This window comes from Cobetia sp. 14N.309.X.WAT.E.A4 (assembly GCF_030397495.1).
GTDB classification, from domain to species: domain Bacteria; phylum Pseudomonadota; class Gammaproteobacteria; order Pseudomonadales; family Halomonadaceae; genus Cobetia; species Cobetia marina.
The window spans coordinates 206716-227731 of the sequence record NZ_JAPNXT010000007.1 but is presented as its reverse complement, the minus strand read 5'-3'; the positions used below and the strand labels follow the sequence as shown (position 1 = coordinate 227731).

Here is a 21016-nt window from a genome sequence, read left to right as displayed (position 1 = left end):
AGCCCGACAGATGGCCATATACTGTATATAACCCCATACTTTCGGGCAAACCGCTGCACTGCCCGCCACTTCGACAGGTCGCCATGCAAGCCGCTCCCCTCGACAATCCGCGCTACTACCTGGCCAACTTCGATACCCTGCTCGATTGGGTCTGCCAGTGCCACGCCGATCTGCTGACAGAGACGGAGCGTGCCACGGTGGACGCCATCACGCGCCTGCCGGAGCCTTCACGGGCCCTGCTGGTCCGCCTGCTGATGCGCAAGGGCGATCATTTCGAGGTCACGCAGCTGCATTATGCCGAAATCGGCGCTATCGAGGCCGCAAGCCAGCCTCTGATCACACCGATCACCGACAGTGCCACGCCTGATGGGCTGTGCCGCCTGAACGCTGACCTGAGCCTGGAGGAAATGCTGTCACTGGTGACACTGCCGCGCTTGAAGGACGCCTTCCCTGGGCTGCCAAGAAGCACGCCCAAACGCCGGATGCCGGATGCCCTCAGCGAGCTGCTGGTAGATACCACGCCACGGTCACTGCCCGAGTGGCTGAATGACCCCGCCGCCAACACGCTGAGTGTGCGCCTGGGTGAGCTGTCGCGACGCCTGAGCCTGATGTTCTTCGGCAACCTGCGCCAGACTCTGTCGGACTTCGTGCTCAGTGAATTGGGCCTGCTGCGCTGCGAGGCGGTCGCGCTTTCGCCAGACTCGCGCGCCTTCACCCAGCGCTGGGAGGTGGATCGTTATCTGGCCCTGGAGCAGCTGCGTGAGGACTGGCAGGCGGCCAGGGAGCGTCTGAATCGTGAGACGGCGCATGCTGAACTGGAGCCGCATTGGCAGCGCATCATCTCGGCCCTGGACGAGCCGACATCGTCAGAAGCCGACGCGACAGAGGCGAATCGCGCCAATGCCTGGCTGGCACAGCGACGTGACCGGCTGCGTTTCTCGCTGGCGCGCGATGCCGAACGTCAGGGCTGGCATCACGCAGCCGCACTGCAGTACGCCTGCCTCGAGGATTCTGCGTATGCCCCGCGTGCCATGCCGCGCCGAGTGAGAGCACTGGAGCTTTCCGGCGATATCAGCGCAGCCCACGCGCTTGCCTGCGAGCGCCTGGCGCGTGCTGACATCACGCTGGACGAACAGCTGGCACTAGAGCGCGCCCTGCCTCGCCTGTGCCGTGGCCTTGGCTTGCCCGCGCCCAGACGCGCCAAGGCGCCGGCCACGCCGCAGATCACCCTTACGGTGCCGGACCTTGCCACCTCGGCCGCCGCCGGCATCCATGGGGTCGAGCGCGCGGCCGCCCATGCACTGGCCACGCCCGAGGCACCGGTCTTCTATGTCGAGAATGGTCTGCTCCCCGCGCTCTTCACCCTGTTGTGCTGGGACGTGCTGTTCGCGCCCTTGCCGGGAGCCTTCTTCCACGCCTTTCATACCGGTCCGGCGGACCTCTACCGCCCTGACTTCGTCAACCGTCGCCAGGCCGCTTTCGAGGACTGCTTCGCGCGCCTGTCCGATGGCCGCTACCGAGAGACGATTCGTGAGCGTCATCAGCAGAAACAGGGTATTCAAGCGCCCTTCGTGCATTGGCCGCTGTTGAGCGAGGAGCTGCTGTCCCACGCACTGGACTGCATTCCTCCGGCACATCTGGAGGCCTGCTTCCGACACCTGCTGGCCAATCCCCGCGAGCATCGCGCTGGCCTGCCGGACCTGATCCAGTTCTTCCCCGAGAACACCCGCGAGCGTTACCGGATGATCGAGGTCAAGGCACCCACCGACCGCCTGCAGGACAACCAGCGTCAGTGGCTGGCCCTGTTCGCCCGCCATGCGATTCCGGCGCTGGAGTGCCGTGTCGAATGGCAGACCGTAAACGCCTCTGATGCGTCCGCCGAGGACGAGGCCACGGCACGCAAGGCACCGACTGCGCGATGATCACCGCCGACACCTCAAGCAGCGCACCCGAGCGCTATCGGATCGCGGTACGCGAGCTGTGCGCCTTCGCCGCACGCGAGGGCGATCTAGACCTGCGCTTCACGCCCTCGCCCACCGCTCAACAGGGCATTCGCGGCCATCAGCGCATCGTGCGTCGGCGTGGCAAGGACTACGAAAGCGAGATATCGCTCTCCGGCTGCATCGGCAATCTCGAGATTCGTGGCCGCGCCGATGGCTATGATCCCAGGCGCAACTGTCTCGAGGAGATCAAGACCCACCGTGGTGACCTGTCCCGTCAGCCTGCGAATCACCGCGCCCTGCACTGGGCCCAGGCGCGTGTCTACGGTGCCCTGATGTGCCGCAGTCGCGATCTCGAGGGCATCACGCTGGCGCTGGTGTATCTGGATATCGCCGCGGACGCACCAGCCAGCGCTGCCAAGGATGAAGCGGAATCCGGCGGTGACTCCATCGGGGCTTCACAGGATGAACAACGCCTGGAAGCCTGGTGGAGCCGCGAGGCGCTGGAAGCGGAGCTTGCACGTCTGGCCGCACGCTTCAGCGAGTTCGCCGCCAATGAACTGGCGCATCGCCGCGCCCGTGACAGCGCCCTTGGCACGCTTGCCTTCCCCTGGCCTGCCTGGCGCCCCGGTCAACGCCAGCTGGCCGAGCATGCCTACAAGGCGGTGATGACCGGACGCGAGCTGCTGGCCGAGGCGCCGACCGGCACCGGCAAGACGCTGGCGACGCTGTATCCTGCGCTGCGTGCGATGCCCAGAAACGGCACGGACAGACTCTTCTACCTCACCGCCCGCACCCCGGGCCGGGCCTTGGCGCTGGACGCGCTGACCACCCTGGTGCCAGAGGTAGTCGAGCACACGGAATCACCGGACACGCCTGCCGCAGCGCTGCGCATTCTGGAACTCGGCGCGCGCAGCAAGACCTGTGAGCACCCGACCCTCGCCTGTCATGGTGAGTCCTGCCCGCTGGCGCGCGGCTTCCATGATCGCCTGCCTGCGGCACGCTCTGCCGCGCTTGCCGACCACCAGCCACTGACGCTGGCGACGACACGCCGACACGCCCTGGCCCATGAGATCTGCCCCTATTTCCTCGCCCAGGAGCTCTCGCGCTGGGCGGATGTGGTCATCGGGGATCACAACCACTACTTCGACAGTCATGCGCTGCTGTTCGCTCTGACCCAGGCCAATGACTGGCGCTCCGTGGTGCTCGTCGATGAAAGCCACAACCTCATCGAACGCGCCCGCGGCATGTACAGCACCGAACTCGATGCCCGACAGTTCCACTTCCTGCTCAAGCAGTTGAGTCGCACGGGCCATCCGGTCCCGCTGCGCTCGGCCTCCCGCACGCTGGCCCGGCAGTGGCGAGCGCTGGAGCAGCTCGGGCCGGAAAACGGCAGCTCAGGGAATCCAAGCAGCGGGAACGGCAGCACCGATGACGGCAGTCAACAGGCACGTCTTGCGCTGGAGACGTTGCCCGGCGACTTCCTCAAGGCGCTGACGCAATGGACGGGCGCGATGGGCGACTGGTTGGCGGAGCCTGACAAGGCCGCAACCCCTCCTGCGGCCAGACAACAGGCAGCGCGAGCCACGGCCACACAAGCCCCCGAACAGCTGGGCCTGATCGCGAGCGATGCCGTTCCCCTGGCCTCAAGCACCACCCCATCAGACTCCAGTCCGACATCCACCGCGGCCAACCGCCGCCTGGAGCCTGACGTCGAGATGATGGAGGCCTATTTCGCGGCGCTGACGCTCACGCGACTCGTGGAAGGCTTTGGCGATCACTCGCTGTTCGAAGTCGAACTCGCCGCCACGAAACCACCGCGTCAGGCAACGCTCACCAGCGATTCAAGCTCACGCTCCGGCGCAGCATCGGCTGCAGAAGCAGAAGCAGAAGCAGCAGCCCGGCCTCGCAAGCCCCGAGGGCGAAGCGTGCGCCAGATACAGCCGCGACTGCGCTGCGTCAGCCCGGCGCCGTGGCTGGCCCCCCGCCTGCGCGCCAGCCACGCCACCCTATTGTTCTCGGCCACGCTCAATCCGCCGGCCTATCATCACCGCCTGCTGGGACTGGCGGACAATGCAGTCTGGTTGAGTGTCGAGTCGCCGTTCAGGGCGACGCAGGTACAGGTCAGTCGCCATCGGCTCTCGACCCGCCTGCGGGACCGCGAGGCCTCCTGCCGGCCCATCGCCGAGCTGATGGCACGCCAATACCAACAGCGCCCGGGCAACTATCTGGCATTCTTCTCGAGCTTCGCCTATCTCGAGCAGGTCGCCAGCACCCTGCAACAGCTGACGCCGGAGATTCCCCAATGGCGCCAGACCCGTGCCATGACGGAAGCGGAGCGCACCACCTTCATTCAGCGCTTCACCCCCGACGGCCAGGGCATCGGTTTCGCGGTGCTGGGCGGTGCCTTCGGCGAAGGGATCGATCTCCCGGGGTCGCGTCTGATCGGGGCCTTCATCGCCACCCTGGGGCTTGCCGGCTTCAGCCCGGAGAATGAAGCGCTCAAGCAGCGTCTGGCGCAGTGGCTGGAAAGCGATGCAAGGCGGCGTGTCGAACGACATTCGACAGACGGCGCCAAGGAGGAGCGTGACGATGAGGCAGGTCCGCTGCCCCCTGTCATCCAGCCCTTGAAGGCTGACGACTGCACCTATCTGTACCCCGGGCTCACCAGAGTGGTGCAGGCCGCAGGCCGCGTGATTCGCAGCGAGCAGGATCAGGGCGTGATCCACCTGATCGATGACCGCTTCCTGCGCCCGGAAGTCGCACGACTGCTGCCGCGCTGGTGGACGCCGACAGACTGACGCGAGCAGGATGACGCCAGGCGTGCCTTTGCCCCGAGATGGCACAAAGCCTGCACGTCAATGGGCAATAGAACAGTGCCTCATCCCCTTTCCGCTCCCCGGTCGCAAGGAAGCCGAACGATGCCAGACAACGACAACGCCCTGTGGGGCGACGACTATCCGCGTGATCTGATCGGCTATGGTGCCAATCCCCCCCATGCCAACTGGCCGGGGGGTGCCAGGATCGCCGTGCAGTTCGTGCTCAACTATGAGGAAGGCGGCGAGAATTGCCTGCTGCACGGTGACAGCGAGAGCGAGAAGTTTCTCTCCGAGATCATCGGTGCCGAGGCCTACCCCGCGCGGCACATGAGCATGGAGTCGATCTACGAATATGGCTCGCGCAGTGGCGTGTGGCGGATTCTTGATGAATTCAAGCGCCGGGAGTTGCCGCTGACGGTCTTCGGTGTCGGCATGGCGCTGGCGCGGCATCCGGACCTGGTCGCGCGTTTCCTGGAGGATGGCCACGAGATCGCCAGTCACGGCTGGCGCTGGATTCATTACCAGCACATGGATGAAGCCCATGAGCGCGCCCATCTGGAACGCGCGGTGGAGAGCTATCGCGAGCTGGTCGGTCACGCACCACAGGGCTGGTACACCGGGCGCGACAGCCCCAACACCCGCCGACTGGTGGTGGAGCACGGCGGTTTCACCTACGACAGCGATTACTACGGCGATGACCTGCCGCTATGGATGGAGGTGACCACCGCCAATGGCGAGCAGGTGCCGCATCTCGTCGTCCCCTACACCCTGGACACCAATGACATGCGCTTCGCCAGCGCCCAGGGCTTCAACAACGGTGAGGACTTCTTCCAGTACCTGCGTGACGCCTTCGACGTGCTCTACGCCGAGGGCGACACGGCACCCAAGATGCTCTCCATCGGGTTGCACTGTCGGATCGCCGGACGACCGGGACGCTTCGCGGCGCTGAAACGCTTCCTCGATTACGTCCAGTCCCACGACAGGGTATGGATCACCCGTCGCATCGATATCGCCGAGCACTGGCAGCGTGAGCATCCCTATACCCCCGCCAGCTGACATCGCAAAAAGAACGCCGCAGCCCTTTCGGGCTGCGGCGTTTGTGGTTGAATCAAGGAGAAGGTCAGCGATCGCACCTTCAAGGCTGCGCCAGTCAGTCTTCCAGCATGCTGGTCAGTTTTCCAACATGCAGGCCAATGCCAGCAGGCTCTCATCACGACCCGGCAGGCCCAGCAATGAGACGCCCCAGGGCGGTGGTGCAGCCTCCTCCGGCAGGCGCGCTGCGTCATCGGTCAGCCACGGCAGACTCAATTGCGGTGCGCCATTCAAGCCGGCCAGTGCGGTGAGTCCCATCAGCCGGTGACGATAGGCCTCCATCTCCTCGAGGCTTGCGCCCAGCAGCGGTGAAGCGCCCGGCGTGGTGGGCAGCACGAACACCGCCTCGCTGGTGGCCTCGGCCTGGGCATGGGCAGCCGCACTGCCATCGTCGCAGGCACTCTCGCCGCCCTCATGACTGGCTGCCAGCTGCTGGCGGTACCAGCGGCGGACGGTGTCTGCCTTGGCTTCTGCTGCCTGCTCGTCGGCATCACTCAGGGTCATGCACCATTTGAGGCGCGCCGCGATATCCGGATTCAGCTGCGGCCAGCGAGAGTCGGGGCCCTGCTCCGGCGTACTCAACCATGCCTGGTGCGTACGACGAATCTCGCAGCCCTGCAGAATCCGAAAGGCCTCACTGGCCCTCGCCATGAAGGCCTGGCTCAACATTCGCCGCTCGCAGCGAAAACCGAGTGATTCAAGGCGACGCGTCAGCGGCCCCAGCAGTCGCTGATAAGGCCCCGCCGCCAGCCCTTCCGGCACCAGCAGGATGAGTCTCGCCGGCAAACGAGTCGCTGTCGTTGGCGGCATCAACACCTCACTGACCTGCGTCAGCGTCGCGAGATCCCGCGTCATCCAGCCAATGGTATCGAAGCGCGGCGCCAGCGGCTTGAGGCCTGACATGTCAATGCGGCCATGGGTCGGCCGCAGCCCGTAGAGCCCACAGTAGCTGGACGGCACGCGAATGGAGCCACCGGTATCGGTTCCCAGCCCGATCTCCGCCTCACCGCGCGCCACCGCTACTGCAGAGCCTACGCTTGAGCCTCCCGGCAACCTCAGCGGCGCACGCGGGTTCTGCGGCGTGCCACAATGGGCATTGGTGCCATTGAGGCTGTAGGCCAGCTCATCGGTCGTGGTGCGCGCCCGATAATCGGCCCCCGCCTTCTGAAGCGCCAACACGCTGGGCGCCGTCTCCCGCTCGATGGGGGCGCTCGCCAGCAGGTCAGGATTGCCCTGTCCGGTGCGCTCGCCCTTGATCGCGAACAGATCCTTCACCACCAGTCGCTTGCCCTCAAGAGACCCCTCTCCCTTCGGCCCGGAGAAACGCGCCGGGGCAACATAGATACGCTTGTCCATCGGGACCGACTCCTTTCGACTCATCAGGGGGTTCGCCTTCGTGGCGTGGCGCGGTGCGGTGCGGTGTGATCACAGCACCGCGCCAAGGAACTGGCGCAGCTCTTCCGTGGCTGGATTGGCAAACAGCGTCGCGGGGTCGCCTGATTCATGCACACGCCCCTGGTGCATGAAGATTACGCGGTCACCCACATCGCGGGCGAAATTCATCTCATGGGTCACCAGAATCAACGTCATGCCCTCACGCTTGAGCTGCTCCAGCACCTTGAGCACATCGCCGACCAGCTCCGGGTCCAGCGCCGAGGTGATCTCATCACACAGCAACACCTTGGGATGCATCGCCAGGGCGCGCGCGATCGCCACCCGCTGCTGCTGGCCACCGGAGAGCTGGCTCGGCCAGGCATCGAATTTCTCCCCCAGCCCGACCTTGGCCAGCATCTCGCGGGCCTCGCGCTCCGCGACATCCCGTGCGACGCCCTTGACCAGCATCGGCGCCAGCATCACGTTCTCGCCGACGCGCTTGTGGGGGAACAGATTGAAGCTCTGGAACACCATGCCGACATCCTGCGCCAGAGCGGCGGCGTCCATCTCGCTACCGTCCAGCAGATTGCCGGCGACGTGGATGCTACCGCCGTCATGCTGTTCCAGCTGGTTGATACAGCGCAGCAATGTGCTCTTGCCGGAGCCGCTGCGACCGATGATCGAGACCACCTCGCCCGGGCGCACTTCAAGATCGATGCCCTTGAGTACCGTCAGATCGCCGAAGGACTTGGTGAGCGCCGACAGGCTGACCAGCGGCGCCTTTGCCTTCTCGGAGACGGCAGCACTCTCGGTGACCGAGGAATCGGATGAGACGGTGTCCAGCGGGGAAACTTCAGCGAGCAGTGACATTGAGACGTGCCTCCAGGTGGCGAGCCAGCCGCGAGAGCGGATAGCACATGGCGAAATACAGCAACGCGACCAGCGCAAAGACGGTGAAGGGTTCCAGGGTGGCGTTGTTGAGCATGGTGCCGGCCTTGGTCAGTTCGACGAAGCCGATCACCGAGGCAAGCGCGGTGCCCTTGATGATCTGCACCGAGAAGCCGACGGTCGGTGCGATGGCCATGCGCAGCGCCTGCGGCAGGATGATGTGACGCATGGTCTTCAGATAACCGAGCCCCAGCACTCGCGCCCCTTCCCACTGCCCCTTGGGCACCGCCTCGACACAGCCACGCCAGATGTCGTGCAGGAAGGCACTGCTGAACAGCGTCAGCGCGACCGCCGCCGCCGTCCAGGCCGAGACATCCAGCCCGAAGACCGCCACGCCGAAGAAGGCCAGGAACAGCTGCATCAACAGCGGCGTGCCCTGGAACAGCTCCGTATAGAGGCGACAGAAGAGTGCCGCCCCCGGCCAGCGGGTCAGGCGCAGAAAGGTCAGCGCCAGCCCCACCAGGCTACCGCCGATGAAGGCGATCAGAGACAGCGCCAGCGTCCAGCGCGCCGCCAGCAGCAGGTTGCGCAGGATGTCCCACAGCGTGAAGTCGATCATGAGTGGGCCTCTCTCAGCACATGGGAAGACAGACGGCGGCGCGGGGCTGGCGTCAGGTGGCGAAAGCCGAACAGACGACGCCCGATGCGGTTGAGCAAGGCGCGCATCGCGATGGCCAGCAGCAGGTACATGCCTGCCGTCACCACGTAGCTTTCAAAGCTCAGGAAGGTACGTGACTGGATGAAGTTGGCCGCGAAGGTCAGGTCCGCCACGCTGATCTGCGAGACCACGGCGGAGCCCAGCATCACGATCACGCACTGGCTGGTCAGTGCCGGATACATGCGTTCCAGCGCCGGCATCAGCACCACATGGCGATAGCGCTGCCAGGGCGTGAGACCCAGCGCACGCCCGGCCTCCCACTGGCCGCGACCGGTGGCATCGACACCGGCACGCAGAATCTCGCTGCTGTAGGCCGCCAGGTTGAGTGTCATCGCGATCACCGCGGCCATCTCGGCGCTGAGTGACAGCCCCAGCGCCGGCAGGCCGAAGAAGATGAAGAACAGCTGGACGATGAAGGGCGTGTTGCGCAGCAGCTCCACCAGCATGCCCAGCAGCCGGCTGAAGACGCTGCTCGGCGCACGATGGCGCTGCCAGACACACATCACCGCACCGAGTATCCCCAGCGTGGTGGTCAGAATGGTCAACCAGACCGTCGTCATCAGCCCGGCCAGCAGGTCGGGCAGATACGGCAGCAGGCGCGAGAAATCCGGGAGATAGTTCATCGATCAAGCCTCACGGGAAAAGGGAGTCAGGCGTGCGACAGCTCGATTCAGGCATCCAGTGACGGCAGCGGCGCCTTGAACCAGGTCTCGGAGAGCGCGTTGAGCGTGCCGTCCTCGATCCCCTGGGCGATCAGCTCGTTCACGCGCGCCTTGAGCGCCGGCGTGTCATGCCGCATGCCCACATAGCAGGGAGAGTTCTTGAGCGGCAGTACACTGACCGGCACGCGGGAGGGATTGCGTTCGGCGATGGCGGCGGTGACCAGGTTGCCGGTGGCGATCATCTCGACCTGCCCTGACAGGAAGGCCGACAACGTCGTGTTGTTGTCTTCGAAGCGCTTCACGGTGGTCGATTCCGGCACCACCTTGCTGAGCTCCATGTCTTCCACCGAGCCACGTGTCACGCCGATGGTCTTCTCGCTCAGCCCCTGGGCGGAGTCCACCTCACTGCCCTTCTCACCGAACACGCCGAGGAAGAACGGTGCATAGGCATCGGAGAAATCGATCGCCTTCTCACGCTCCGGATTCTTGCCCAGACTCGAGATCACCAGATCGACCTTGCGGGTCTGCAGGTAAGGGATGCGATTGGCCGAAGTGACCGGCACCAGCTCCAGCTTCACGTTCATCTCATCCGCCAGATAACGCGCCATGTCGATATCGTAGCCGCGTGGTTCAAGGTCCGGCCCGACTGAGCCGAACGGTGGAAAATCCTGTGGTACGGCCACCTTCAGCACTCCGCTGTCGGTGATATCGCTCAGCGCATCCGCACGGGCCGTCAGGGCCGTGGCGGCCAGCGTGCCCCAGACGGCCAGCAGAATCCCCTTGCGCAACCAGTTGCCAAGACGTTGCGTGCTGCCTGTGCGTGATGCGTGCTTGAAGGCCTTGCTCTCGTGACGCTTGCTCATCGGTCGACTCCGGTGTCAGTCAATTCCGAGCGCTGAGGAGAACGACTCATCATGCGCTCGGCGCCCTGGGGCGTTTCATTGTTGTTGGTGGTTATCGCAGTGGTGGTTCGCGAGGGCTTGTCTGGCAAGCCCTCTTCAACAAGCCCTGTCTGGTGGGCCCTATCGGACGAGTCCTGTCCGCTGACTCCTCGTCGCATTGGCGGGCAACGTGAAACTCAAATCCTGACCAATGAAACAAGTGATTCCCTTATCCATCTTTGCAACGAGTGTGCCAACGCCACGCCAGCAGGGCCCGAACGTGCACGAGGCGCTCGCCTGACAATGGTTCAGGTGATGAAGTGCAGGCGTGAAGACAGGCCAGATGACGGGCCTCAAGAGAGCCTGGGGCGGGCTAGAGGCCGGGCTGGAATACCAGCGGGAAGGCAGTGCGAGGGAGAGAAGTTGCGTTGCACGCCCTCGATGACGCTTCTTCGAACGCACAGTGTCCGGGCGTCATCGACATGAAAAGGGACACTGTTGGTGCAATCAGGCAGCCCATGCGCCCTGCGGGTGCGCGCAACCCGCAGGGCGAGAAGCATCGTGATGGGATGGGCGGCAGCGCAGGCAACCGCAATGACACTGCTAGCCGTCTCCCAGCTCCTCGAGTGACTCGAAGGTGTCCGTCACCCGGCGAATCTGGCTGCGACCAGCGACGAGGTCGTCATGCAGCAGGCGTGTGGCCAGCAGGTTGATCTGGCTCATGGCGGCGGCATAGCTGTCGAAGGCGCTGACACTGTCCAGCGGGCAGCGCAGCACATGCTCGATACCGGCAGGGATCTCGCTCAGGCTGTCATCGCAAACCAGCAGTACCGTGCAGGGAGCCTGGCCCAGCCACCCCAGCAGGCGTGCCAGCCCCTGCGGGCGCCGGCGCATGGCGAATATCACCACGGCGTCATTGGCGCTCAGCCGCGCGACCTCCTCCCCGAGTGACTGGCCCGGCTGGGGCAGGACCGCCACCTGCCCTCTCAATTGCAGCAGTTGCTGGCGTAGATGCAGTGCCAGCGGATAGGCGTTGCGAAAGCCGATGATCTGCAAGCGTTCGGCATTGGCCAGGGTGCGGCCCAGCGCTTCCATGTCGAGCATGTCCAGCGCCGCCAGTGCCTGACGCAGGTTGCGGCACTCCTGCTCATAGTGGCGCTGATGGTGGTCTGGCGTGGGCGTGCTCGAGACGACAGGCACGCCCGCATGACGCAGGCTGCGCGCCTGATCACGTGCCTCCCGGAAGTCCTGATAGCCGAGGCGGCGAAACAGGCGACTGACGGTAGCCTTGGAGACATGCGTCAGCCGTGAGAGCTCGGCGGCATTGTAGAGCGCCAGCTCATCCTGATGCGCGAGCAGAAAACGCGCGATACGCTGCTCGTTGGGGGTCAATCGCTCAAGGTGGTGAGTCAGGCGCTGATGCAGGCTCTGGCCTGCCAGCGACGCTGCCGCAGCGCGAGAAGGCATCTCGGAGTCAGTGGCTGAAGCACTGGAGTCATCACGCGTGGCTTGAGTCATGGCGAAGGGTCTCTCTGGTGTCATGGCACCCCGTGGGCCGCCACTCAGGGTCTGATATGGCAACGGGGGACTGGCGTCGCGCCCGGGGCTCAAGGATGCCGCAGACGTCATTGTGCCTCATCACAGTGCAAGCGTCGGGCCAGCGGCAAGGTGACAGTGCATCAATTGCCCTCTCGGGTGGCGGTTGACCCGGGAATTCGGCCCATCACATGAGCTGCAGGGCGGGCGATGACAGGCACGGCCTCAGCACGTGTTCACCAAGTGGTTGTTTTGGCGTAATTCTCCCTGGAGCGGCATGCAGATCGCTATACATGAAGTGGGCACCCAGCGGGCACAGGCAATGCACCACCCGACAGGACACCCACCGAACACCAAGATGGCAAATTTACCGATCAAGCGCTCGCGTGGCGCAAGGAGTTGTCTCATGGCCACCTCTACGATGACCACTCTGCTCGATACCTGTCGGGCCATGACTCACAAGCTTGCCGCACAGACCTTCACTCCTCTGACAGTGGGCGCAGAGAAAGCCGCTGATACCCCCGCTTGCGCCTCACAACTGCTGGGCGTGATGGCAATGGGCTACGAAGCTCCGCCCCTGCTGATGTCCTCGCAGGTGAGCGACACCCGTGCGGTCGGTGATATCGACGCATCACGCGTCGCCCAGCAACAGGCCGTCTTTGACCCGAACATCAACCACAAGGTGCACGCGGATTGGGAAGCCGAGCATCGTCATCAGACCCTGTTGCGTCACAGCATGGTCCGTCGGGGCATGCTGGCATGAGTGTCTATACCATCGGCATGGAATGCGGCATGCACATCCCGCTGGAAAACTGCGCAGTGAACGCCGAACCCGTGATGCGCGTGACTTTCGACATCAACGCCGGACTGCATGCCGGCGAGCGCCTGGCGCTCGAGCGGGGCGCCATCCAGTCACTCGCCGACAGTGACAACGCGCTGCTGGCAAGCCTGGAAACCCAGCTGCCACGTCGCAGCCTCCTGTGGACCTCACGCGGCATCCTGGAAATCGGCCGTGGCTGGCGCTGGCAGACCTCCCCCGCCAGCCCCAAGGCGCCCTGGCTGGACGCCGTGCACCACAGCTGGCCAAGCCATGCGCCACGCTGGCTGCTCAAGGCGCCGGTGGTCATCGTGTGTGCGGATGCCCTGCCGATTGCCAACCGCACCCGACATCAACGTGATCTTGCCAGACTCTGGCTCACTGCCGATGCCGCACTGATCTATCTGGCGCAGGACGCCCGCGATGGCTGGCAGATGCATCAGCATTGTGAGCCGGAGCAACGCAACGGCGCCCACCTGACGAGCAAGGCCGCGAGTGCACTTGAGCTGGCCAGCTGAGCCTCCTGTTCCGGCTCCCCCTTCCCTCATCTCGACGACATTCCGATGACACGCACCAGCAGACACGACAACGCCCGCGCCGGGAACACCGGAGCGGGCGTTGTCGTGTCTGCCATGACCCATCTGGCCGAACCGATGGCTCAGCGCGGACAGAGACCATCACACAGCGTGCTGGCCACGAAGTCCGCCAGCTGTTCCCAGTCCTCATCCGTGCGCGGCGCACCGCCCAGCTGGTCGATCTGGGCGGCGAAGTCCGCGTAGTGCTGCGTGGTGGACCAGATCAGATAGATGACCCACATCGGCTCCGCCTCGCGCAGCTTGCCAGCTGCCATCCACGCCTTCATCACCTCGCAGCGCGCCTGGACCCACTGGCGCAACTCTCCGCTGAGATAGTCACGCAGAAACGGCGCGCCGCTGATCACCTCCGCCGCGAACAGGCGCGATGCCTGTGGGGCCTGGCGTGCCAGCTTGAGCTTGACGCGCACCAGCGCCTCCAGCACCTCGCGCGGGTCATCATCGGCCGTGATGTCCTCAAGTGACGCATTCCAGCGCGTCAGCGTCTGCTCCAGCAGATGCACATAGAGCTTTTCCTTGGAACCGAAGTAATACAGCAGATTGGCCTTGGGCAACTCGGCCACGTCCGCGATCTGCTTGAGTGTGCTGCCACGATAGCCGTGACAGGCAAAGACACACTCGGCAGCTTCCATGATTCGACTTTCCGCCTGCTCACGGGGAGAGCTGGTCGGTGTCGGACTGAATTCCGCACTTCGGGAACGACGAACTTCGGCATACAGGGAAGAAGGAGAATCTGCAGGCATCAGCATCACTCATCAAATAGACGTTATCGTTCGAGCATCTTGACCACAGCACCGGAACATGACCTTCGATTTCGGCCTCACGTCACGATGCTGTGGTCAGAATGCTCACCCCGGGCAGGCGCGATACGCTCGATGCGTCGCTCTCCTGACGCGCACTTGCGCCACCCACGCAAAAATACCACACCATGGGCTGACCATTTGGTCAGATTCTTGCTAGAAATACAACATGAGCTGTTACATTGACACTCGAAGACGCCAATCGGGCCCGCAATGCCCAGATTCGGCTGTGCCATACGCCTGAAGGCACCACAATGACAAGACGACCTGACGGGATGCCTGCATGATCGACTTCACCTTGAACGGACACGCGCGTCAGCTGCCCGCGCCTGCACCGGGAACGACAACGCTTGAAGCCCTTCGCACCTCTCTGGGGCATACCGGCACCAAGGAAGGCTGCGCGTCCGGTGACTGCGGCGCCTGCACGATTGCCTTGCAGGTGCCGGGCCAGCCCATGACGACGGTCAATGCCTGCCTGATGCCCGCCCACCAGCTGCAGGATTGCGAGTTGATCACCATCGAGGGACTGGCGAACGAGACCGCCACCTCCTCGCTATCCCCGGTGCAGCAAGCGCTGGTGACGACCCACGCCAGCCAATGTGGCTTCTGTACCCCGGGCATCGCCATGAGCCTGGCGGTGCTGCACGCCGATCATCAGCTGCGCAGCGCAGAGGGCGAGAGTCTCGATGCCGCGCGGCGCGACCAGATGATCGACCATGCGCTGGGCGGCAATCTGTGCCGCTGCACAGGCTATCGACCGATACGCGAGGCTGCCCATCGCCTGCTGCAGGGAGAATTCGGGCCGGCCACCCTGCTGTCATCCGGGCAGGCAGCTTGTCAGGCCGCCACTGGCGAGACGAATTCAGCGTCCCGTCGCGAGCGAGATAGCGAACTGACAGGCTCAAACACCTTCCATCGTCCCACCCGTCTTGAAGAGCTGCTGGCGCTGCGCGCCGCACATCCCGAGGCGCCCTTGATCGCGGGGGGCACGGATCTGATGCTCGAATACACGCAACGCCTGCGTGACTTCCCGGCACTGATCGATACCACGTGTGTCGCGGCCCTTGGCACCATCGAGGAAGGGGAACACGCCGGCCAGGCAGGCTGGTGGATCGGCGCTGCGGTGACCTACCGCCAGCTGATGCCACTGCTGCGTGAACATTATCCCGAGGGCGCGGACCTGCTCACTCGCCTGGGCAGTGAACAGATCCGCAATCGTGGCACGCTGGGCGGCAACATCGGCAACGCCTCACCCATCGGGGACATGCCGCCGCTGTTGATCGCGCTGGAGGCCTATCTCCAGCTGATGAGTGTCGATGGGGAGCGCATCCTCAAGCTTGAGGACTTCTTCCTCGACTACAAGCGCACCCAATTGATGCCGGACGAGATCATCCATTCCCTCTTCCTGCCGCGGCCGGTGCACAATCAGCGGCTGGCGGTCCACAAGCTTTCCAAACGGCGAGATGATGACATCTCCACGCTGCTGGGGGTCTTCGCCTGGCGGCGCGATGCCAGTGGCCATGCTCAGCACTGGCGAGTCGCCTTCGGCGGCATGGCCGGCATTCCGGCACGTGCACCGCATCTCGAGGCACTCCTGAGCCGTGAAACGCTGGAATCGCTCACGCCCGCCCAGCTCGACACCCTCACTCGCCACAGGATCGAACAGGCCATCCAGGCCGATTTCTCGCCTCTCTCGGACGTGCGTGGCTCCCGCGAGTATCGTCTGCTGGCTGCCAGCCATCTGGTCCCCCGAGTGGCGCAGCGAATCCACAATGAACGTCACGCGACTGCCCCCCTCATGCCACTGGAGAGCCTCGATGCGTACCTTGCACAGTCTTGAGTCCGACCCCAGTGCCACTCCGGCCACGAACGCTTCGCCGTCACATCAGCATGAGAGCGCCGAGCGTCACGTCAGTGGCACGGCACGCTACGTCGACGACCTGCCACTCCCCGCAGGCACGCTGCACCTGGCCATCGGCATGAGCGAGGTCGCGCATGCCACTCTGGATTCCCTGACACTCGAGGCGGTGCGGGCCGCCCCCGGCGTCGTCTGTGTGCTCAGCGCTTCAGACATCCCCGGCCACCGCGATGTCGGCCCGGTCTTCCCCGGCGACCCGCTGCTGGTCAGTGATCGCATCAGTCATCATGGTCAGGCGCTGTTCGTGGTTGCCGCCGAGAGCGAGCGGGCGGCGCGTCAGGCGGCGCGACTGGCCAAGGTGGCGGTGACCCCCTTGCCACTGACGCTTGACCCCTGCCAGGCCGCCAGTCGCGGTGATCTGGTGCGCCCGACCCATACCCAGGCACGTCTGACCAACGGCCGGGCAGCGACACGCGAAAGCGTCAGCGAACGACTTGCCAGATCCGCCTGGCAATTGGAAGGCGAGCTTGAGAGCGGTGGACAGGAACACTTCTATCTGGAGAGCCAGGCAGCGCTGGCCTTGCCGGGTGAAGACGACGAGATGCTGGTGCACAGCTCGTCCCAGCACCCCAGTGAAGTCCAGAAGCTGATCGCCGAGGTGCTGGGCGTGCCCTTCCATGCCATCACGGTGGAAACCCGTCGCATGGGAGGCGGCTTCGGCGGCAAGGAAACCCAGGCCGCGCCGGTGGCATGTCTGGCAGCCCTGGTGGCGCGTCGTACGGGGCGGGCCGCCAGACTGCGACTGCCCCGCAATGACGACATGCGCCTGACCGGCAAGCGCCATCCCTTCCATCACCGCTACCAGTTCGGTGTCGATGACAGCGGGCGCATCGACACCGCCATCATCGAGCTGACCGGCGACTGCGGCCACTCGCCGGATCTGTCGGATGCCATCGTCGATCGCGCCATGTTCCATGCCGACAACGCCTATTACCTCGGCAATGCCCATGTACGCGGTATCCGTGCCCGCACCAACGTGGCGTCCAACACCGCCTTCCGCGGCTTCGGTGGTCCGCAGGGCATGCTCGCCATCGAGGCGGCCATGGAGGATATCGCAAGGCGTCTGGGGCGCGACCCGCTGGAGATCCGCAAGCGCAACCTCTACTGCGAGGGCCGTGAGACCACGCATTATGGCCAGCACGTCAATCAGTACCCACTGCTCACCACGCTGATCGACCAGCTCGAGGCGCAGGGCGACTACTGGGCGCGTCGTGCCGAGATTCGCGCCTTCAATGCCGCCAATCCGGTGGTGAAGAAGGGGCTGGCGCTGACGCCGGTGAAGTTCGGCATCTCCTTTACCGCCAAGCACCTCAATCAGGCCGGCGCCCTGGTGCATGTCTATACGGATGGCAGCGTGCAGGTGAATCATGGCGGCACCGAGATGGGCCAGGGCCTGCACACCAAGATCACTCAGGTCGCGGCCCGTGAGCTGGGCCTGAGCGTGGACAGGGTGCGCATCACCGCCACGCGCACCGACAAGGTACCCAACACCTCACCGACCGCGGCAAGTTCGGGAGCGGACCTCAACGGCATGGCCACACGTGATGCCTGCCTGCGCCTCAAGGCGCGCCTGCTCGACTTCGCCGCCGAACATCTCGCCCAGCCACGCGCCAGCCTGAGCCTCGACAATGGCGAACTGCATGGCCCGAGCGGCGTACTGATGACATGGGGGGAGCTGATCCAGGCGGCGTATCTGGAACGCATCTCGCTCTCCGAGAAGGGCTTCTATGCCACCCCGGACATCCACTACGACCGCGAAAGTGGCACCGGACACCCCTTCTACTACTACGCCTTCGGCGCGGCGCTGTGTGAAGTGGTCGTCGATACCTTGAGCGGCGAATACCGACTGGAAAGCGCCGAGATCCTGCACGATGTGGGAGATTCGCTCAATCCGGCCATCGACATCGGCCAGATAGAAGGCGGCTTCGTGCAGGGCATGGGCTGGCTGACGACGGAGGAACTCAAGTGGAACGAGGAGGGTCGCCTGCTGACCGATGGCCCGGCCACCTACAAGATACCCGCCATCAGCGACGTACCCGACGGCGCGATCACGGTACGCCTGCTGGAAGGACATCCCAACTCGGCCGCCAGCATCTATCGCTCCAAGGCGGTGGGTGAGCCCCCCTTCATGCTCGCCATCAGCGTGTGGGCGGCGCTGCGCGATGCGCTGGCCTCGTTGACCGACTACCGCCGCGCAGTGCGCCTGGATACCCCGGCCACGCCGGAACGCGTGATGCTGGCGGCGCGTGAGCAGCGTGACTGGCGGGAGCAGCACGCCACTGCTGGCGCAGAGCCAACGCAGGTGCCGTCATGAGTGCAATCAAGAGGGCAATCAAGAGTGCCACGACGGGCCGCTGGTATCAGGCGCTCGCCGAGGCACAGGCAGCGCTGACGGCCCATGCCCTGGCCACCGTGGTGACGGTGGCGGGCTCCGCCCCGCGAGGTGCCGGCAGCAAGATGCTGATCACCCCGGATACGCTGCACGACAGCCTCGGCGGCGGCCGGCTGGAACAGCTGGTGGTGGAGCGCGCCCGAGCGATGCTGGCGCAGGGACAATCGGGCTGTCATCTCGAGGAGATCGCGCTGGGCCAGCATGCTCAACAATGCTGTGGTGGCCACGTGCAGGTGTTGATCGAGCTGTACCCGGCGCTTGCGCCACGGCTGACCCTGTTCGGCGCCGGCCATGTCGGTCAGGCCATCGTCCACCTCCTGGCGCCGCTGGACTGGCAGATCGACTGGCGGGATTCACGCGCCGAGCAGCTCGAGTCCGCCACGATTCCTGCGGGCAGTGAGGGCCGTGTGCAGCGCCAGACATTCAATATCCTGACGGACCTGCCGCTCTCGAAAGCGGCGCCGGCCTCCGACTCGCTGCCAGTGAGGGCGGGCAGTCATGTGCTGGTATTGACCCATGATCATGTCGAGGACCAGGCGCTGGTGGCGGCTCTTGCACCGCGCGATGACCTGGCCTCGCTGGGGCTGATCGGCTCCAGCAGCAAGTGGGCGCGCTTTCGCCAGCGCCTGCGCGGCGATCTCGACGAGCACGAGGTCGCCCGCATTCGTTGCCCGATCGGTGTGTCGGGGATTCCGGGCAAACGCCCCGAGGAGATCGCGATCGCGGTGGTGGCCGAACTGCTTCAGTTGCAGGCCAGCCGAGCCGCCCAGCAGACCGACGACGCGAACTCCCCAACCTCGTCACACCCCCCATCACTGGACGGCAATGGCCTGACGCGCAAGGGTGCCCGCCAGCTGCGCGCCCGCCTTGCCCCTGACGCGATGCACCAGACAGAACCGACACGGAAGGCCGAATGATGATTGACCAAGACACCCCGCTATCTGTGGCCTGCCACCTGGATGACCGCCGACTGACGGCGGCGCTGCGCTCGGCCGTAAAGGCCCCAGAAAGCGTCAGCCTGTTGCGTGGCGCCCTGCTGCACTTCCTGGATGAGCCTCTGGACGACCCGCAAGGAACGCTTGCGTCAGGCGAGCGGGACCCCGCCATCGAGTACTACGCGGATGCCCTGCTGGTGATGCACGCCGGCAAGGTGGTGGCGCTGGGCGACTGCTCCGCCCTTGTCGCGCATAGCGACATGCACGAGCTTGTCCGCCTGAGCCCGCCGCACAGCGTCACCGGTCTGATGATGCCAGGCTTCATCGATACCCATGTGCACTTCCCGCAGCTGGATATCATCGCAAGCTATGGTCACTGCCTGATCGACTGGCTGAATACCTACACCTTCCCCGCCGAGCAGCGCTTTGCCGACCCCGCGCACGCCGCCGAGGTCGCCGAGATCTTCCTCGATGAGCTGCTGCGTCATGGCTCCACCAGTGCCCAGGTGTTTGCCACCTCGCATGCCAGCAGTGCCGATGCCCTGTTCCGGGCCGCGCGGAGCCGCGACATGCGTGTGCATGCCGGTCGCGTGATGATGGATCGCAATGCGCCGCCGGCACTGCTCGATTCAGGCGTCATCGCGCTCAAGGACGATGAGCGGCTGATCGCGGACTGGCACGGGCGTGATCGCCTCGGCTATGTGCTGACCCCGCGCTTCGCCCCGACCTCCACCCCCGAGCAGCTCAAGGCCGCCGGTCAACTGCTCAAGTGCCAGCCGGACCTGCACCTGCAGACCCATCTGGCCGAGAACCTGGATGAAGTGAAGTGGGTGGCGGAACTGTTCCCCGAGGCTCGGGATTATCTGGCGGTCTATGAGGATGTCGGCCTGAGTCACGAGCGCACCACCTTCGCCCACGGCATCCACCTGGACGATGGCATGCGCCAGCGCATCGCGGATCGTGGCGCCAGCATCGCCATCTGTCCGACCTCCAACCTGTTCCTCGGCAGCGGGCTGTTCGATCGCGCCAGCGCCCGCCATCAGGGGATCAACATCAGCATCGCCACCGATGTCGGCGGTGGCTCCAGCCTGTGTCAGCTGGAGAGCCTCAAGGCTGCCTATCAGGTCGGTCAGTTGCACGGTGCGGTCGCCCATGATGTGGCGGGGCTTGCGTCACGTGCCAACCAGCCACTGACGCCCTGGCAGGGCTTCTATCAATTGACGCTGGGCAATGCGCGCGCCATGCGGCTGGAGGACAAGGTCGGCAACCTGCGTCCGGGGATGGAGGCGGACGTGATCGTGCTCGACCCCACGGCGACTCACTTGCTGGCGCGGCGTACCCGCTGGGGACAGCCACAGCAGGTACCGCTGGGGGAGGTGCTGTTCGCCCTGATGATGCTCGGGGATGACCGCGCGATTCGCGAGGTGCATGTGGCGGGCCGCTGCCGCAAACGGCACGGCATGCTGCTGAGTGATCACCCCGCTGCGAAGACACGCCCACAGGCGGAAGCATTAATGCCCTGAGGGCATCACAGGTGTGACAACATGCTGACAAATGGTGCCAATTTATAGAATTGGTGCCATTTTTTCATCATAAAGGTGCGTGAGACATGGATACTCAACGCTGAGTCCACTCGTTATGATGGCGCCAT

16 protein-coding genes are annotated in these 21016 nt (G+C 64.8%); 9 read left to right on the top strand and 7 right to left on the bottom strand.

Features of this window, described 5'->3' with window-relative positions; genetic code table 11:
* Nucleotides 1-83: 83 nt before the first annotated feature.
* The 3 genes from OW493_RS11710 to puuE all read left to right on the top strand — a co-directional run bounded on the left by OW493_RS11710 (nucleotide 84) and on the right by puuE (nucleotide 5815).
* Nucleotides 84-1922 carry a VRR-NUC domain-containing protein gene (locus OW493_RS11710; protein WP_289864270.1) on the top strand — a complete coding sequence of 613 codons (1839 nt, stop codon included), beginning with the start codon at nucleotides 84-86 and terminating at the stop codon, nucleotides 1920-1922.
* Nucleotides 1919-4741, top strand: a complete 2823-nt coding sequence (locus OW493_RS11705; RefSeq protein ID WP_289864269.1) for an ATP-dependent DNA helicase — start codon at nucleotides 1919-1921, stop codon at nucleotides 4739-4741. Before OW493_RS11710 ends, OW493_RS11705 begins: the two co-directional genes overlap by 4 nt.
* A 120-nt stretch (nucleotides 4742-4861) precedes the next feature.
* Nucleotides 4862-5815, top strand: coding sequence for an allantoinase PuuE (puuE, locus tag OW493_RS11700; RefSeq protein ID WP_218015177.1), 954 nt, complete (start codon nucleotides 4862-4864; stop codon nucleotides 5813-5815).
* Between the two features lie 114 nt (nucleotides 5816-5929).
* Here the strand turns inward: puuE and OW493_RS11695 are convergent, their stop codons facing one another.
* The 6 genes from OW493_RS11695 to OW493_RS11670 form a co-directional block, all read right to left on the bottom strand.
* Nucleotides 5930-7207, bottom strand: coding sequence for an amidase family protein (locus tag OW493_RS11695; RefSeq protein WP_289864268.1), 1278 nt, complete (start codon nucleotides 7205-7207; stop codon nucleotides 5930-5932).
* 69 nt (nucleotides 7208-7276) lie between these two features.
* Nucleotides 7277-8095 carry an amino acid ABC transporter ATP-binding protein gene (locus tag OW493_RS11690; RefSeq protein ID WP_136937856.1) on the bottom strand — a complete coding sequence of 273 codons (819 nt, stop codon included), beginning with the start codon at nucleotides 8093-8095 and terminating at the stop codon, nucleotides 7277-7279.
* Nucleotides 8079-8732, bottom strand: coding sequence for an amino acid ABC transporter permease (locus OW493_RS11685; protein ID WP_077376658.1), 654 nt, complete (start codon nucleotides 8730-8732; stop codon nucleotides 8079-8081). Before OW493_RS11685 ends, OW493_RS11690 begins: the two co-directional genes overlap by 17 nt.
* Complete coding sequence (locus OW493_RS11680) at nucleotides 8729-9454, bottom strand: amino acid ABC transporter permease (protein ID WP_084208742.1); 726 nt, start codon at nucleotides 9452-9454, stop codon at nucleotides 8729-8731. The genes OW493_RS11685 and OW493_RS11680 overlap by 4 nt, the downstream gene beginning before the upstream one ends.
* Before the next feature lie 47 nt (nucleotides 9455-9501).
* Nucleotides 9502-10356: a transporter substrate-binding domain-containing protein gene (locus OW493_RS11675; protein ID WP_077376664.1), complete on the bottom strand. Its 855-nt coding sequence runs from the start codon at nucleotides 10354-10356 to the stop codon at nucleotides 9502-9504.
* A gap of 621 nt (nucleotides 10357-10977) precedes the next feature.
* Nucleotides 10978-11892 carry a MurR/RpiR family transcriptional regulator gene (locus OW493_RS11670; RefSeq protein WP_205632693.1) on the bottom strand — a complete coding sequence of 305 codons (915 nt, stop codon included), beginning with the start codon at nucleotides 11890-11892 and terminating at the stop codon, nucleotides 10978-10980.
* A gap of 424 nt (nucleotides 11893-12316) precedes the next feature.
* Between OW493_RS11670 and OW493_RS11665 the strand changes: the two genes are divergently transcribed.
* Entirely contained in the window at nucleotides 12317-12673 is a 357-nt protein-coding gene (locus OW493_RS11665; RefSeq protein ID WP_077376667.1) for a hypothetical protein, read from the top strand.
* Entirely contained in the window at nucleotides 12670-13245 is a 576-nt protein-coding gene (locus tag OW493_RS11660) for a hypothetical protein (RefSeq protein ID WP_289864267.1), read from the top strand. The genes OW493_RS11665 and OW493_RS11660 overlap by 4 nt, the downstream gene beginning before the upstream one ends.
* 140 nt (nucleotides 13246-13385) lie before the next feature.
* Here the strand turns inward: OW493_RS11660 and OW493_RS11655 are convergent, their stop codons facing one another.
* Nucleotides 13386-14063, bottom strand: a complete 678-nt coding sequence (locus OW493_RS11655) for a TetR family transcriptional regulator C-terminal domain-containing protein (protein ID WP_084209727.1) — start codon at nucleotides 14061-14063, stop codon at nucleotides 13386-13388.
* A gap of 340 nt (nucleotides 14064-14403) precedes the next feature.
* Between OW493_RS11655 and OW493_RS11650 the strand changes: the two genes are divergently transcribed.
* Genes OW493_RS11650 through guaD form a run of 4 tightly spaced genes read left to right on the top strand, consistent with a single transcriptional unit; the run spans nucleotide 14404 to nucleotide 20888 of the window.
* Nucleotides 14404-15960, top strand: a complete 1557-nt coding sequence (locus OW493_RS11650) for an FAD binding domain-containing protein (RefSeq protein ID WP_289864266.1) — start codon at nucleotides 14404-14406, stop codon at nucleotides 15958-15960.
* The gene (gene xdhB, locus OW493_RS11645; RefSeq protein WP_289864265.1) at nucleotides 15938-18352 is read left to right on the top strand and encodes a xanthine dehydrogenase molybdopterin binding subunit; all 2415 of its coding nucleotides are present in this window, start codon (nucleotides 15938-15940) and stop codon (nucleotides 18350-18352) included. The genes OW493_RS11650 and xdhB overlap by 23 nt, the downstream gene beginning before the upstream one ends.
* Entirely contained in the window at nucleotides 18349-19347 is a 999-nt protein-coding gene (gene xdhC / locus OW493_RS11640; RefSeq protein ID WP_289864264.1) for a xanthine dehydrogenase accessory protein XdhC, read from the top strand. The genes xdhB and xdhC overlap by 4 nt, the downstream gene beginning before the upstream one ends.
* On the top strand, nucleotides 19344-20888 hold the full coding sequence (gene guaD / locus OW493_RS11635) for a guanine deaminase (RefSeq protein ID WP_289864263.1): 1545 nt from the start codon (nucleotides 19344-19346) through the stop codon (nucleotides 20886-20888). The genes xdhC and guaD overlap by 4 nt, the downstream gene beginning before the upstream one ends.
* Nucleotides 20889-21016 lie beyond the last annotated feature (128 nt).